Consider the following 14,635-nt stretch of genomic DNA (forward strand, 5'->3'; position numbering starts at 1 on the left):
GCTGTGCTCCCAGGGAATTGGGAATTCGCCGCCGGAAGGTCACGCGGAAGGCCCATGGAATCCTGCGCGGCAAGACCGTGACAAGACCCCCGAGAACTTGCGCGAGGCGATCTCCGGGAAGAGTGTGTGAAACCTGCGGAGAGTTGCGGAGAACGCTCGGAGAACCGTGCCGCGTACGTGGCGGAAGCCCTACGGAGAGTGCGCGGAAAGCGGTCCGTACGGAAAGTCCGCCACAGTGCCCGATCCCGGGAAATCGGCGGGGGGAAAGAGGGTTGTTCAACGGGCGCGACCGCCCCGGCCGCCCGCCGTGGTGCGGCGCCTACAGTGCCGGTATGACGTCCATGAGTGAAGGTGCGGTGCTGCACCTCAAGGGGAGGGTCCTCGTCGGACCGGACGACGTGCGCGACGAGCTGTGGGTGGTCGACGGCCGGGTGACGTTCGACCGGCCGGTGATGGCACGGGATGCCACCACGGTGACGGGCTGGGCCCTGCCGGGCCTGGTCGACGCGCACTGCCATGTGGGCCTGGACGCACACGGCCCGGTGGACGCCCCCACCAGCGAAAAACAGGCGCTCACCGAGCGTGACGCCGGCACCCTGCTGCTCCGCGACGCAGGATCCCCCTCCGACACCCGCTGGGTCGACGACCGCGAGGATCTGCCCCGGATCATCCGGGCCGGCCGCCACATCGCCCGTACCAAGCGCTATATCCGCAACTACGCGCACGAGATCGAGCCGGAGGACCTGGTCGCCTACGTCGCCCAGGAGGCCCGCCGCGGCGACGGCTGGGTCAAGCTCGTCGGCGACTGGATCGACCGCTCCACGGGCGATCTGGCGGCCTGCTGGCCCCCGGGGGCGGTGAAGGCGGCCATCGCCGAGGCGCACCGGCTGGGCGCCCGGGTGACCGCCCACTGCTTCGCCGAGGACACCCTCGCCCCGCTCGTCGAGGCCGGAATCGACTGCATCGAGCACGCCACCGGGCTCACCGAGGACACCATCCCGCTGTTCGCCGAGCGCGGAGTGGCCATCGTCCCCACGCTCGTCAACATCGCCACCTTCCCGCAGCTCGCGGACGGCGGCGCGGCGAAGTTTCCGCGCTGGTCGGACCATATGCGGCGGCTGCACGCCCGCCGCTACGACACCGTCCGGGCGGCCTACGACGCCGGAGTGCCCGTCTTCGCCGGTACGGACGCCGGCGGCTCGCTCGCCCACGGGCTGGTGGCCGAGGAGGTCGTCGAGCTGACCCGGGCCGGTCTGCCCGCCGTGGCGGCCCTCTCCGCCACCACCTGGGGCGCCCGGGACTGGCTCGGCCGCCCCGGCCTCACCGAGGGCGCCTCGGCGGACCTGGTGGTCTACGAGAGCGATCCGCGCGAGGACGTCCGGGTGCTGGCCGCGCCCCGCCGGGTGGTGCTGCGGGGGCGGATCGTCGGGTAGCCGCGGGGCGGCCGCCGGGGTGGTCCCGTGAACCGGCCCGGTCAACCGGGATCACCCGGGAGGTGGGGCGGCTGTGGCGCGGGTGGTGCCCCGTGTCGCGGGAATCGAATACAGGCACGGAAACCACCCATTGGGATGAACTGACGCCACGTGGCTGCCCGTTCACCCTCGGTGCGGACACGATGTGCGGGTCGATGCCGTCGGCCCGCGCGATGTCCCCCATTGGCGCGGCCGGCGGCTCCATTTCTCCTGTGAGGGTTCCACACACGTGTCCACCAGTCCCACCAGCTCCTTCGGCATGCCCCGACGCCTCGCCGCGACCCTCGTCGCCACCGCGCTCACGGCCGGTCCCGCCGTCCTGCTCGGCGCCGTCCCCGCGCATGCCACCGGAGACCATGGCCCGGCCCGCGGCACCGCCGACGCGGTCGTGCTGCGCACCGGCGTGAACGTCGGGCTGCTCAACAAGACGCTCGACGTCCCGCTGAACGTCGCCCTCAACGAGGTGCACGCCCCGGCCTCGGCCAACAAGACCGCGCTCACCGTCAAGCTCGACGGCATCGACCACGGCAGGCCGTTCAGCGTGCTGCGCGCCGACGCCGCCACCGCACGGGCCACCGCCGACCGCCGGGCCGCCGAGGGCTACGCCAACCTCGTGCGGGCGAAGGTGCGGCTGCCCGGTCTGCCGCTGCTGTCCGTGATCGAGGTCCAGCAGGTCACCGCCAAGGCGACCTGTGAGGCGGGCGCGCGGCCCCGCGCCGAGGCGAATGTGCTGGGCACCGTGCGCGTCCTGGGCAAGAAGGTCACGCTCAGCACGGGCGGCACGACGAAGGTCAAGGTGCCGGGGACCGGCGAGGTGCGGCTGGACCTGTCCAAGAAGAGCGTCACGTCCAAGGGCGCCGCGGCCACCGCCCTCGACCTCAATGTCTCCCTCAACCCGCTCAAGCTGAACGTCGCCGATGTGCAGGGCCGGGTCACCCTGGCCAAGGCAAGCTGCACCACACCGCGCGGCAAGGCGCCCGAGGACAACGCCACCAGCGGCGGCCAGACCGGCGGCGGCGAGATCGGCGGCACCGAGCCGGCCGGGGGCAAGGGCACCGAGGTGAAACCGGCGAACTCCGGGCCGCGCACCCAGAACCTCGCGGAGACCGGCGGCAGCTCGGCCACCCCGTACCTCGCCGGCGGCGCCGGGCTGCTGGTCGCCGCGGGCGCCGGTGCCATGGTCTTCGCCCGCCGGCGCCGCAGCGCCGCACCGCAGGGCGGCCGCGGCTGACCGACCCCGTACGCCGCGCCGGTGCTGTGGGGGCGTCGCGCGCGGTGTACGGCCCGGGGTGTGCCGTACGGGCCGCGGACCGTACGGCACACCTCACCCCCGCCGGGCCCCGGAGCGTGGTCCGGCGGGCCCGGCCGCGGGCCTGCGCCCTACCCGAGCACCTCGCCCAGCGCTGTCACAAAGCGGTCCGTCGTCGCCCCGTCGCGCACCGCGAGCCGCAGCCAGTCGGGGCCCAGGCCGGGGAAGGTGTCCCCGCGGCGCACCGCGAAACCGCGGTCCCGCAGGGCGGCCCGTACCCCCTCCGCGTCCGGCAGCCGGATCAGCACGAACGGACCCGCCGCCGGGCCGGCCGCCTCGATCTGCCGGAAGGCGCTCAGCCGGGCCAGCAGCCGCTCCCGGTCCACGGCGGTCTCCTCGGCCGCCGCGGCCGCCTCCGCCAGCGCACGGGGCGTACAGCACGCCTCCGCGGCGGCCAGCGCGGGACTGGAGACCGGCCACAGCGGCTGGGCCCGCTCCAGGGCGGCGACGGTGTCCGGGGCGGCCAGCACATAGCCGATCCGCAGCCCGGCCAGCCCCCAGGTCTTGGTCAGGCTGCGCAGCACCACCAGCCCCGGCAGATCCGTCCGCCCGGCCAGTGCCTCGCGCTCACCGGGCACCGCGTCCATGAACGCCTCGTCCACCACCAGCGTCCGGCCCGGCCGCGCCAGGGAGGCCAGCACCTCCGCGGGGTGCAGCACCGAGGTGGGGTTGGTGGGGTTGCCGACGACGACCAGATCGGCGTCCTCGGGCACCGCGGCCGGGTCCAGCCGGAAACCGTCCCGTGCGGTCAGCAGCACCCGGCCGACCGCGTGCCCGGCGTCCCGCAGCGCCGCCTCGGGCTCGGTGAACTGCGGATGCACCACCACCGGCCGGCGGGCCGCCACGGCCCGCGCGAGCAGCACGAACGCCTCCGCGGCCCCCGAGGTGAGCAGCACCCGGTCGACGGGCAGCCCGTGCCGCGCCGCCACCGCCCGGCGCGCCGCGCGGCCGTCCGGGTACGCGGCGAGACCGTCCAGCGACGCGGCCAGGTGCGCCTTGAGCCAGGCCGGGGGAGTGCCGGTGCGGACATTGACCGCCAGATCCGTCAGCCCGGCGTCCGCGCCCCGAACCTCGGCGTCGCCGTGATGCCGCAGGTCGGGTTCGTGCGGCGGGGCGGCCGTGCCGGGGTCCCGGAGCGGTGCGGACGCGGTGTGCGGGGGCATGCTCACCGTTCCCCGGCGCCCGTGGTCAGCGGCGCGCTCTGGCTGGCCGCGCCGTACGCCGGCCGGGCGTCCTCCGCCGCCGCCCGGCCACCGTCCGGCGCACCGCCGAGCGGCGGCTCGCCCGCCACCACCGCGCCGTAGCGCTCCATGATCACGTCGGCCAGCTCGGGCTCCGGGCCGATCACCGTCGCACCGAAGACCTGGATGCCGGGGTGGGCCATGGCCCAGCCCTCGGCCTGCATGTGCAGCCGCTCCACCGGGCCGCCGGGGAGGAGGAAGTAGGGCAGCACCACGATCCGGCCGGGGCCGCCGGGCCCCGCCGTGGCCGCGAGCGCCTGGCACCGGTCCAGGCCCGCCGGGACGTCGGGTGCCGCCTGCGAGACGAACGCGGTCTCCACGCCCGCGAAGCCGCGCCCCTCCCACAACAGCCGCGCGGCCCGCGCCACCTCGGCATTGGCGTACGGATCGGTCGAACCGCGGCCCACCAGCAGCACCATGGTGCGGGCCCGGTCGGCGGGGGTGCGGGCGCCGCTGCCCAGCGCCTCGTCCAGCCGCCGCTCCAGTGCGTCGAGCAGCGCGGGGTGCGGGCCCGGCTCGGCGCCGACGGCGAGGACGAGCCCGGGGTGGCGCTCCGCCGCCCGCTCCAGCACCGTGGGCAGCCCGTCCGGGACCGGCCCGGTCGGGGCGGTCAGCAGGGGTATGACGACGATCCGGGGCACGCCCCGCACGACGAGACCGTCGATGGCGCCGTCCAGCGGCAACGACGAGGCCGGGGTGCCGAAGAACCCGCCGGCGACCGGCACCTCGGGGTGTCGCGCGGCGAGCAGACGCACCAGTGCGTGCAGGGCGGCGGCCCCGCCTTCGTCGCGGGTGCCGTGACCGGCGATGAGCAGTGCGGGAGGGGTCGTCACGAGGTCTCCTTGGTGCCGGAGGGTCCGCTGCCGGGCGCCGGGTCGCCGACGACCGCCGTCCACCGACCCGGGCCACGGCGGGGCGGGTTGGGGGACGTCATGACGATATCCGCAGCGGAGGAGCGGTCGGTGGCCGCTCCCTCCCTACCAGCGGTAAGGGCACCGGTGTCCGTTACAGCGGGCCCGGCCAGCGCACAGGTCGCCCGGGGCGGCCGACCCCGCGGCGCCGACTTCTGCTTGCCCGCGACCAGTTCGGCGCCCGGCCCCGCGGCCAGCAGCGCCGCCGCCTCCGCCACGCTCGGCGTCCCGACGGCGGCCGCCACGGACGCGGACGGCCCCGGTACCGGCACCGCCGCCAGGGCCGCCGCCGGGAACGACCGCAACGGCACGCCCAGCTGTCGCGCCGCCCCGAGCAGACCCGGCTCCGCCGCCTTGGCCGCGACCGTCGCCAGCGCGACGACCGGCCGGTCCGTACATCCCGCCGCGGCGCGGGCGGCCGCGATCAGCTCCAGCACCTCGGACACCGGGACGCCGCGGCTCGCGCCCACCCCGACGACCAGCGGCGCGGCGGGATGGGCGGACCGGCCGGTGTCGTGGGGTGCCGGGCTCATGCCCTCGCCGCGCCCTGTGCCGCGCTCGTCACCAGCCGTCCGGCCAGCGACGGTTCGGCGGCCCAGTGCACATGCAGATACGAGGCATGCACCCCGCCGGTCACAAAGCCCTCCACCCGCCGCTCCGGATGCGTCAGCCCCCACGCCGGATCCGTGCCCGCGCCCGGCTCCAGCGCCGTGCGGTGGAACTCGTGGCCGCGCACCCGGGTGCCGGCCGCGGCCAGCGCGTTGTCCCGCAGCGCCACCGCCTCCCGGTAGCCGAGGGTGAGCCGGTCGGTCATCCGGGCCTCGGCGGGCAGCACCCCGCACATCGGCTTTCCGTCGATCGAGCGGGAGAGGTAGAGCAGCCCGGCGCACTCCGCGGACACCGGCGCCCCGGAGGCGGCCAGCTCCGCCACCGCCGCGCGCAGCGGCGCGTTCGCCGACAGATCCGGCGCATACATCTCGGGAAAGCCGCCGCCGATCACCAACCCCCGGGTGCCGGGCGGCAGTTGCTCGTCCCGCAGCGGGTCGAACGGGGCCACCTCGGCACCGGCGGCGGCCAGCAGCTCGGCGTGCTCGGCGTACGAGAAGGTGAACGCGGGGCCGCCCGCGACGGCGATCAGCGGCTTCTCCGGGGCGGCCGCCCCCGCGACCGGAGCCGGTTCCGACCCCGTCGCGGGAGCCAGCTCCGCCGCCGGGTCCCAGGGCGCGTCCGGCAGCTCCGGCACCGTACGCGCCAGCGCCAGCAGCGCCTCCAGGTCGCAGCCCGCACGGACCCGCGCGGCGAGTTCCGCCACCGACTCCACGGCCTCGGCGCGCCGTTCGGCGACCGGCACCAGGCCCAGGTGCCGGGAGGGCGTACCGGCCCGTCCGTCCCGGCGCAGGGCGCCCAGCACCGGCACACCGGAGGAGTCCATCGCCTCCCGCAGCAGCTCCTCGTGACGGTCCGAGCCGACCTTGTTGAGGATCACCCCGGCCAGCCGCACCTCCGGGTCCCAGGAGGCGAAGCCGTGCACCAGCGCGGCAACCGAGCGGGACTGCGAGGACGCGTCCACCACCAGCACCACCGGCGCCCGCAGCAGCTTCGCCACCTGCGCCGTTGAGGACAGTTCGCCCATCCCGGACGCCCCGTCGAACAGCCCCATCACGCCCTCGACGAGCGCGAGATCGGCGCCCGCCGCACCGTGCAGGAACAGCGGCGCGACCCGGTCAGGACCGCACAGATAGGCGTCCAGATTGCGGCCGGGACGGCCGGTGGCCAGGGAGTGGTAACCGGGGTCGATGTAGTCCGGACCCACCTTGTGCGGCGACACCGTCAGCCCGGCGTCGGCGAATGCCGCCATCAGGCCGGTGGCCACCGTCGTCTTGCCCGCGCCCGACGACGGTGCGGCGATCACCAGCCGCGGAATCGACCCGCCGTTCACGCGCTGCGCTCCCTCTTCACCATTCGATGCCCCGCTGGCCCTTCTGGCCCTCGTCCATCGGGTGCTTGACCTTGGTCATGTCCGTCACCAGATCGGCGAAGTCCAGCAGCGCCTCCGGGGCGCCCCGACCGGTGATGACGACATGCTGCGTACCGGGACGGTCGCGCAGCACCGACACCACCTCGTCGGTGTCGATCCAGCCCCACTTCAGCGGATAGGCGAACTCGTCCAGCACCAGCAGCTTGTAGGTCTCCGCGGCCAGATCCCGCTTGACCTGCTCCCAGCCCTCGCGCGCCGCGTCCTCACTGGAGGCGATATCGCGCTGCACCCAGGACCAGCCCTCGCCCATCTTGTGCCAGGCGACGGTGCCGCCCTCCCCGGACTCCCCGAGCACCTTCAGCGCCCGCTCCTCGCCGACCTTCCACTTCGCCGACTTCACGAACTGGAACACCCCGACTGGCCAGCCCTGGTTCCAGGCGCGCAACGCCAGCCCGAAGGCGGCGGTGGACTTGCCCTTGCCCTGGCCGGTGTGGACGAACACCAGCGGACGGTTACGGCGCTGGCGGGTGGTGAGCCCGTCGTTCGGTACGACGGACGGCTGTCCCTGCGGCATTACGCGGCCTTCCTGTTGCCCTGCACGGTCCGTACGAGCGCGGAGACACTGTCCGCGCGCAGTTCATCGAGGGTGATCGCGGTGCCCTGGAGCTCCCGGGCCAGCTCGCCCGCCAGCCCCAGCCGCACCGGGCCCGCCTCACAGTCCACGACCACCGAGGCGGTGCCCTCACCGGCCAGCAGCCGGGCGGCGCGGTTGGCCCGGACGACGGGCTCCGGGCCGCCGGTCGCCCGGCCGTCGGTGACGACCACCAGCAGCGGCCGCCGTGAGGCATCCCGCATCCGCTCCACCCGCAGCACCTCATGGGCCCGCAGCAGGCCCTCGGACAGCGGGGTGCGGCCGCCCGTCGGCAGCTGCTCCAGCCGCGCCGCGCCCGCCTCGACCGAGGACGTCGGGGGCAGCGCCAGCTCGGCGCCGGTGCCGCGGAACGTGATCAGGCCGATCTTGTCGCGCCGCTGGTAGGCGTCCAGCAGCAGCGAGAGCACCGCGCCCTTGACCGCGCTCATCCGCTTCCGCGCCGCCATCGAACCGGAGGCGTCCACGACGAACAGGACCAGATTGCCCTCCCGCCCCTCGCGTACCGCCTCGCGCAGATCGTCCCGGCGCACCACCAGGCCCTGCCCGCTGCGGCCGCGGGCCCGCTGGTGCGGCGCCGCGGCCTGCACGGTCGCCGACAAGTGCAGCTTGCCCAGGGCGCCCTGGGGGCGGCGGGCCCCGGTCGTCCGGCCGTGGGCGGTACGGGCCCGGGAGCGGCGCCCGTCCGCGCCCTCGCCCAGGCCCGGCACATCGAGGCGCCGGGTGCGGAACGGCTCACCGGCCCCGACCGCCGCCTTCTCCCCGGCCGCGCCCCCCTGCGGCGCGCTCTCGGGCTCGGGCTGCTCACCCTGCTCGGGGGCCTGCGGAGTCTGCGAGGCCTCCCGGTCCTGCTGGTGCGGGAGTTCGGCCTCCGGCGGGAGCGGCGACTCCCGGGGCCCGCCCTCCTGCGGCGGCTGCCCGCCGCCGTCCGGACCGCCGCCGTCAGGGCCCTCGCCACCGGGACCGCCGTCCGGACCGTCCGGCTCCGGGTCGTCGTCGCCGCCGTCGGTGTCCTCGTCCGCGCCGAACTCCTCCAGCGTCTGGTCGAGTTTGTCCTCGTCCAAGCCGGGAGCGTCGAAGGGGTTACGGCGCCGGCGGTGCGGCAGCGCCAGCAGCGCCGCCTGCCGCACGTCCTCCTCCAGGACCTCGGTCCGCCCCGCCCACGCGGCCAGCGCCGTGGCGGTCCGCGCCATCACGATGTCCGCGCGCATCCCGTCGACCTCGAACGCGGCACAGGTCGCGGCGATCTGCCGCAGCGCCGCATCGCCCAGCGTCACCCGCGGCAGCAGCTCCCGGGCCGCGGCGATCCGCCCGCGCAGCGCGTCCTCCTCGGCGGCCCAGCGCGAGGCGAACCCGGCCGGATCGGCGTCGTACGCCAGCCGGCGCCGCACGACCTCCACCCGCTGGTCCGGCTCGCGCGAGGCGGCGACCTCGACCGTCAGCCCGAACCGGTCCAGCAACTGCGGCCGCAGCTCGCCCTCTTCGGGATTCATGGTGCCGACGAGCAGAAAACGGGCCGCGTGCCGTACGGAGACCCCCTCGCGCTCGACGTACGAGGCGCCCATGGCGGCGGCGTCCAGCAACAGGTCCACGAGGTGGTCATGGAGCAGATTGACCTCGTCGACGTACAGGATGCCGCGGTGCGCATCCGCCAGCAGGCCCGGTTCGAAGGCCTTCACGCCCTCCGACAGCGCCCGCTCGATGTCCAGCGCGCCGACCAGCCGGTCCTCGGAGGCGCCGACGGGCAGTTCGACCATCCGCGTCGGGCGCTCCTCGACGGCGCCCCTCTCGTGCGGCCCGTCCGGACAGCCGGGGTCGGGTGCGGCCGGGGCGCAGGCGAAGCGGCAGCCGCCGATCACGTCCACGGCCGGCATCAGCGCCGACAACGCCCGTACGGCGGTGCTCTTGGCGGTGCCCTTCTCCCCGCGGACCAGTACACCGCCCACCGCGGGGCTCACCGCGTTGAGCAGCAGCGCGAGCCGCAGATCGTCCATTCCGACCACTGCGGTGAAGGGGTACTGCGGGGTCGTGTTGTGCGCGGTTGTCATGCTGTGTCGTCCTCCACGTCGCCGTCGAGCTCCGGATTCATCGGGTGCGTACCCCTCACGGCGCTCCCGGGGGTATGAACGGGAGCGCCGTCGGCACCCCTTCCTCGATCAGCCGCAGCAGCGCGTCCGTGTCCGCGTGCTCCTCGATCAGATCGCCCAGCCGGTCCAGTTGTTCCTCCCGCAGCACCCCGAAACGGGTGTCCGGCGCGGGGACGAACGCCCGGCCCGCGTCCGCCGCGACCCGCCGCAGGAACGCCCGGCGGAAACCGTCGCTCTCCAGCGAGCCGTGCCAGTGCGTGCCCCATACGGAGCCGGCCCGGCAGCCGTCCAGACCCTGCCCGGAGCCGTCGGACATGAACACCTCGTCGCCGCCGGTCACTTCGGCGACGCCGTGGTGGATCTCGTACCCCTCCACCGGCTCGCCCAGCGCCTCACCGGCCGGCCGCGCCAGGGTCTTCTCCACCGCGAACCGCACCCGTACGGGCAGCAGCCCCAGCCCGTCGACCACGCCGGCCTTCGACTCGACGTCGTCCTCGATGCGTTCGCCCAGCATCTGGTAGCCGCCGCAGATGCCCAGTACCGGGCGGCCCTCGGCGGCCCGGCGGGCGATCGCGTCCGCCAGGCCGCGCTCCCGCAGCCAGGCCAGCGCCCGGACGGTGCCCCGGGTCCCCGGCAGCACCACCAGGTCCGCGTCGGTCAGTTCCTCGGCCCGGTCCACGAACCGCACCACCACGCCCGGTTCGGCGGCCAGCGCGTCCACGTCCGTGAAGTTCGACATCAGCGGGACGGCGCAGACCGCCACCCGCAGCACCTCCGCACCGTGCGGCGGAGCCACCGTGCTCTCGCGCACCGCACCGCGCAGCGACACCCTCAGGCCGTCCTCCTCGTCGATGCCGAGCCCGTGCGCGAAGGGCAGTACGCCCAGCGTCTGCCGCCCCGTGAGGCCGCGCAGCATCTCCAGCCCCGGCTCCAGCAGCGTCACATCGCCCCGGAACTTGTTGACCAGATAGCCCGCGACCAGCGCCTGGTCCTCCTTGGACAGCAGCGCGGTGGTGCCGAAGAACGAGGCGAACACCCCGCCGCGGTCGATGTCGCCGACCACGACCACCGGGATACGGGCGGCCCGTGCGATACCCATGTTCACGATGTCGGTCCGCCGCAGATTGATCTCGGCGGGGCTGCCGGCGCCCTCACAGATCACCGCGTCATGGGTACGCCGCAGCTCCTGGAGGCAGTCGGTCACCGTCCCGAGCAACTGCTCCTGGCGGCCCGCGTGGTAGCCCCGGGCGCTGAGTTCCCCCACCGGCTTGCCCAGCAGCACCACCTGGCTGCTGCGGTCGCTGCCCGGCTTGAGCAGTACGGGGTTCATCAGCGCGGTCGGCTCCACCCGCGCCGCGGCGGCCTGCATCGCCTGCGCCCGGCCGATCTCCGCGCCCTCGCGCGTGACGAACGAGTTCAGCGACATGTTCTGTGCCTTGAAGGGCGCCACCTTGACGCCCTGCCGGACCAGCCAGCGGCAGATGCCCGCCGTCACCACGCTCTTACCGGCGTCGGACGTCGTACCGGCCACCAGCAGGCCGCCGCCGAGGGCCCCGCCCGAACTACGGCCGAAGGCCCCGTCCGCCAGCAGGCCACCACCGCCGACCGTCCCGCCCGAACCACCGCTGACGGCCTCGCCGGATCCGTCACTGACGCCCTGGGGGGACCCACCGCCGACCGCCCCGCCGGCTGCCTTCAACCGCCCGTTCACCGGGACCTCCTCGTGCGCTTCGGGTCACTACACCCGCCCACCCCCCGAAGGGGGGTGGGCGGCGGGGAAAAAACGGACGGCCTCATACCGCGGCCGCCTCACGCCCGCGCCCCCCGGCCACCCGAGCCCCGGCCCCCCGAGCAACCGCCCCCCGAGCCACCGCCGCCCGCGCAGCGCCGGCCGCCAGCCGCGCCGCCACCGTCGTCGCCAGCGCCAGCACGCTCACCCGGCGGGAGAGCCGCACCGCCCGTTCGATGTCGTCCACAGCCACCGGCCGCGCCCCGCCGTTGAGCACCGGACGGTGCTCCACCCGCCCGCCGTACGCCAGCGTGCCGCCCAGCCGTACGCCCAGCGCACCCGCGAACGAGGCTTCCACCGGGCCCGCGTTGGGGCTCGGATGCGCACCGCCGTCCGCCCGCCGGGCCCGCAGCGCACCGCGCCGGTCGGGGCCCGCGAGCACGGTCAGCGCGGCGGTCAGCCGGGAGCCGGGCCAGCCGGCGAGATCGTCGAGCCGGGCCGCGGCCCAGCCGAAGCGGCGGTAGCGCGGCGACTTGTGGCCGACCATCGCGTCCAGGGTGTTCACCGCGCGGAACGCCACCAGACCGGGCACCCCGCCCAGCGCGCCCCACACCAGCGCGCCGACCACCGCGTCGGAGGTGTTCTCGGCGACCGACTCCACCACCGCACGGGCCATCTGCGGCCCGTCCAGCGCCTGCGGATCGCGCCCGCACAGATGCGGCAGCCGCTCCCGCGCCACGTCCAGGTCACCCGCCGACAGCGCCCCGCCGACGGCCCGCGCCTCCCGGCCGAGCGAGGTGCCGCCCAGTACGGCCCAGACCGTCGCCGCGGTCAGCGCGACCCCAGCGCCACCACGGAGCGACAGCAAAGAAGCGGAAGCCGAGCCCCGCACGGCGCGCTCCAGCAGCGCGGCACCGGCGGCGGCCCCGCCCGCGCACAGCACGGCATGCGCCGCCCCGTAACCGCGGTGATCGCGCCACAGCCGGCGCTCGACGGCGCCCGCGGCCCGGCCGAACGCGGCCACCGGGTGGCCGCGCCGGGGATCCGCCGCTATCAGGTCGCCGAGAAAGCCGAGGGCCGCGCCGCACGCATATGCCGCGTGTTCGCCGCGCACCGGATCAGACCGCCGTCAGGGCATGTCCGTGACGTGCTGCCCGGCCCCGAAGGGGCCCTGCGGCAGCGGGCAGTGGAGGTCTCACGGGGCTGCCGGGCATGGCGGTATGTCCTCACTCAGGGTCCGCGCCCTGGCTCGACGTGACGGCGACCAGAGTCTCCTGGCTCCCGGATCGGCGTGTCCTCCGGCCTTCCGGTCCCGCGTACGTCATCCGACGTATGCGAGGCGGACCGTGGCCTTCGCTGGAGGAACGCTCCCCGGTGACAGTGGCGGGACCGCGCCGGATTCGCACCGGACTTCCTCAGCTGTCGCCGAATGGCTCCGGCAGTCCACCACGCCCCGCGAATGCCCGTCAACTCACCCTTGACCTGCGACGCTGCCCCATGGCGGCGACCCTGTGGCGCACCGCACAGCGCGGGTGACGAACGAGGCGCCCGGCGGACGACGGCCGATGCCGTGGTCCACCGGGCGCCTCGCCCGGTCCGTCGTGGCGGCGGTGTCAGCCGGCCACGATCAGATAGATGCCATAGGCCACCGCCGCCGCGCAGAGGCCGAAGGCGGCCATCGCGCCGGCCCGTGCGCCCGCACCCGGCGCGGCGACCGTGGCCGCCGCACCTTCCTGGACGGCCTTACGGGACGTACCGGCGATGCCGACGGTGAACAGGCCCACGATCCCGACCGTCACCACGAGGGTGACGCCGAAGACCTGGCCGAGAGCTGCCCAGTCGATGCTCATGGAGTTCCTTTAGGTGATGACAGCTAGCGGGAGACCGTCGCGGCCTTGGCGCGCGGGGCGGTGGTCGTGGCGGAGTCGGCCGCCTGGGCCGGGGTCGCGGGCGATTCCCCGCTCACCGTGGTCGTCTGGCCCGCCGGGGGAGGGGAGACGCTGCGCAGCGCGGCGGTCACCACGCCGGCCGGCTCCGCCGCCGGACCTTCGTTGACGTTGGTGTGGTCGACCGGCTTGCGCCGGGAGGCGGCCCAGATCGCGCCGCAGATGCCGAGTCCGAGGACCGCCACCGCCGCCACGCCCCAGTCGCCCTGGTCGGCGAGGAGCGCGGCGCCCGCCGCGACCGCACCGGCGGCCGGCAGCGTCAGGCCCCAGGCGAGGACCATCCGGCCGGCCGTGGACCAGCGCACCACGCCGCCCTTGCGGCCCAGGCCGGAGCCCATCACGGAGCCGGAGCAGACCTGGGTGGTGGAGAGCGCGAAGCCGAGGTGGGAGGAGGCCAGGATGGTGGCGGCGGCGCCGGTCTGGGCGGCGAAGCCCTGCGGCGGCTGGATGTCGGTGATGCCCTTGCCCATCGTGCGGATGATCCGCCAGCCGCCCAGGTACGTGCCGAGCGCGATGGCGAGACCGGCCGAGGCGATGACCCACAGCGGCGGGTCGGCGTGCGGGGCGACCACGCCGCCGGTGATCAGCGCGAGGGTGATCACGCCCATCGTCTTCTGCGCGTCGTTGGTGCCATGGGCGAGGGAGACCAGGGCGGCGGAGGCGATCTGCCCCGCGCGGTAACCCTTGGCGGTGTCCGCCTCGTCGTGGTTGCGGGTCAGCCGGTAGGTGAGCCGGGTCGCCGCCATCGCGGCCAGGCCGGCGACGATCGGGGCGGCCACCGCCGGGATCAGAACCTTCATCACGACCGCGTCGCCGTGCACGCCGTTGGTGCCGACGGACACCAGGGTCGCGCCGATCAGACCGCCGAAGAGGGCGTGGGAAGAGCTGGAGGGCAGACCCGCGAGCCAGGTCAGCAGGTTCCAGACGATCGCGCCGACCAGGCCGGCGAAGATCACTTCAGGTCTGATGCCGGCACTCTCATCGATGATCCCCCCGGAGATGGTCTTGGCCACCTCCACGGACAGAAACGCGCCGACAAGGTTGAGGACTGCCGACATCGCCACCGCGGTCTTGGGTCGCAATGCCCCGGTGGAAATGGTGGTGGCCATCGCGTTGGCCGTGTCGTGGAAGCCGTTCGTAAAGTCGAACACCAAGGCCGTGACGATCACGATCCCGATGAGAAGCGTGATGTGTTCCATTCACCCAGGCAATCAGTTCGAAGGTCAGTGTCGCTGAGAACGTACGGAGAGCGGGTGAACGGAAAGTGAACACGGACGGGCCTGGTGGTGACGTCACCGCAGTGTTCACGCGGA

Annotated in this window: 12 protein-coding genes and 1 riboswitch; of the genes, 2 read left to right on the top strand and 10 right to left on the bottom strand. The window is 74.8% G+C overall.

Annotated elements, in window-relative coordinates; all coding sequences use genetic code 11:
* Positions 1–341 precede the first annotated feature (341 nt).
* Positions 342–1,433: an amidohydrolase family protein gene (locus tag STRTU_RS27610; RefSeq protein WP_159749617.1), complete on the top strand. Its 1,092-nt coding sequence runs from the start codon at positions 342–344 to the stop codon at positions 1,431–1,433.
* 298 nt (positions 1,434–1,731) lie between these two features.
* Positions 1,732–2,703 (top strand): SCO1860 family LAETG-anchored protein, encoded by a 972-nt coding sequence (locus STRTU_RS27615; RefSeq protein ID WP_167539297.1) that lies wholly within the window; start codon positions 1,732–1,734, stop codon positions 2,701–2,703.
* A 149-nt stretch (positions 2,704–2,852) separates the two neighbouring features.
* On the opposite strand, the gene cobC is transcribed toward STRTU_RS27615, so the two are convergent.
* The 10 genes from cobC to STRTU_RS27665 all read right to left on the bottom strand — a co-directional run bounded on the left by cobC (position 2,853) and on the right by STRTU_RS27665 (position 14,521).
* Positions 2,853–3,944, bottom strand: a complete 1,092-nt coding sequence (gene cobC / locus STRTU_RS27620; RefSeq protein WP_159747342.1) for an Rv2231c family histidinol phosphate aminotransferase CobC — start codon at positions 3,942–3,944, stop codon at positions 2,853–2,855.
* A 2-nt stretch (positions 3,945–3,946) separates the two neighbouring features.
* Complete coding sequence (locus tag STRTU_RS27625; protein WP_159747343.1) at positions 3,947–4,855, bottom strand: sirohydrochlorin chelatase; 909 nt, start codon at positions 4,853–4,855, stop codon at positions 3,947–3,949.
* Entirely contained in the window at positions 4,852–5,466 is a 615-nt protein-coding gene (locus STRTU_RS27630) for a cobalamin biosynthesis protein (RefSeq protein WP_159747344.1), read from the bottom strand. The genes STRTU_RS27625 and STRTU_RS27630 overlap by 4 nt, the downstream gene beginning before the upstream one ends.
* Positions 5,463–6,872 carry a cobyrinic acid a,c-diamide synthase CobB gene (locus tag STRTU_RS27635; protein WP_159747345.1) on the bottom strand — a complete coding sequence of 470 codons (1,410 nt, stop codon included), beginning with the start codon at positions 6,870–6,872 and terminating at the stop codon, positions 5,463–5,465. Before STRTU_RS27635 ends, STRTU_RS27630 begins: the two co-directional genes overlap by 4 nt.
* 16 nt (positions 6,873–6,888) lie before the next feature.
* A complete protein-coding gene (gene cobO, locus STRTU_RS27640) occupies positions 6,889–7,485 on the bottom strand; it encodes a cob(I)yrinic acid a,c-diamide adenosyltransferase (RefSeq protein WP_018091818.1) in 597 nt (198 codons plus the stop codon).
* Positions 7,485–9,608, bottom strand: a complete 2,124-nt coding sequence (locus STRTU_RS27645; protein WP_159747346.1) for a putative cobaltochelatase — start codon at positions 9,606–9,608, stop codon at positions 7,485–7,487. The genes cobO and STRTU_RS27645 overlap by 1 nt, the downstream gene beginning before the upstream one ends.
* Positions 9,609–9,663: 55 nt before the next feature.
* Positions 9,664–11,235, bottom strand: coding sequence for a cobyric acid synthase (locus tag STRTU_RS27650; RefSeq protein WP_159749619.1), 1,572 nt, complete (start codon positions 11,233–11,235; stop codon positions 9,664–9,666).
* A gap of 205 nt (positions 11,236–11,440) precedes the next feature.
* Positions 11,441–12,490: a cobalamin biosynthesis protein gene (locus STRTU_RS27655; RefSeq protein WP_167539272.1), complete on the bottom strand. Its 1,050-nt coding sequence runs from the start codon at positions 12,488–12,490 to the stop codon at positions 11,441–11,443.
* A 153-nt stretch (positions 12,491–12,643) separates the two neighbouring features.
* Positions 12,644–12,793: riboswitch (cobalamin riboswitch) on the bottom strand.
* 196 nt (positions 12,794–12,989) lie between these two features.
* Complete coding sequence (locus tag STRTU_RS27660) at positions 12,990–13,226, bottom strand: hypothetical protein (RefSeq protein WP_159747347.1); 237 nt, start codon at positions 13,224–13,226, stop codon at positions 12,990–12,992.
* Positions 13,227–13,249: 23 nt separating this feature from the next.
* Positions 13,250–14,521 (bottom strand): inorganic phosphate transporter, encoded by a 1,272-nt coding sequence (locus STRTU_RS27665; protein WP_159747348.1) that lies wholly within the window; start codon positions 14,519–14,521, stop codon positions 13,250–13,252.
* Between the last annotated feature and the right edge of the window lie 114 nt (positions 14,522–14,635).

Source organism: Streptomyces tubercidicus (genome assembly GCF_027497495.1).
Lineage (GTDB): Bacteria > Actinomycetota > Actinomycetes > Streptomycetales > Streptomycetaceae > Streptomyces > Streptomyces tubercidicus.

Excerpts from the sequence above, each read along its gene's own strand:
- STRTU_RS27615 (WP_167539297.1), top strand. The coding sequence starts at position 1,732 with ATGCCCCGACGCCTCGCCGCGACCCTCGTCGCCACCGCGCTCACGGCC.
- cobC (WP_159747342.1), bottom strand. The coding sequence starts at position 3,944 with ATGCCCCCGCACACCGCGTCCGCACCGCTCCGGGACCCCGGCACGGCC.
- STRTU_RS27660 (WP_159747347.1), bottom strand. The coding sequence starts at position 13,226 with ATGAGCATCGACTGGGCAGCTCTCGGCCAGGTCTTCGGCGTCACCCTC.
- STRTU_RS27665 (WP_159747348.1), bottom strand. The coding sequence starts at position 14,521 with ATGGAACACATCACGCTTCTCATCGGGATCGTGATCGTCACGGCCTTG.
- cobO (WP_018091818.1), bottom strand. The coding sequence starts at position 7,485 with ATGCCGCAGGGACAGCCGTCCGTCGTACCGAACGACGGGCTCACCACC.
- STRTU_RS27630 (WP_159747344.1), bottom strand. The coding sequence starts at position 5,466 with ATGAGCCCGGCACCCCACGACACCGGCCGGTCCGCCCATCCCGCCGCG.
- STRTU_RS27610 (WP_159749617.1), top strand. The coding sequence starts at position 342 with ATGAGTGAAGGTGCGGTGCTGCACCTCAAGGGGAGGGTCCTCGTCGGA.
- STRTU_RS27645 (WP_159747346.1), bottom strand. The coding sequence starts at position 9,608 with ATGACAACCGCGCACAACACGACCCCGCAGTACCCCTTCACCGCAGTG.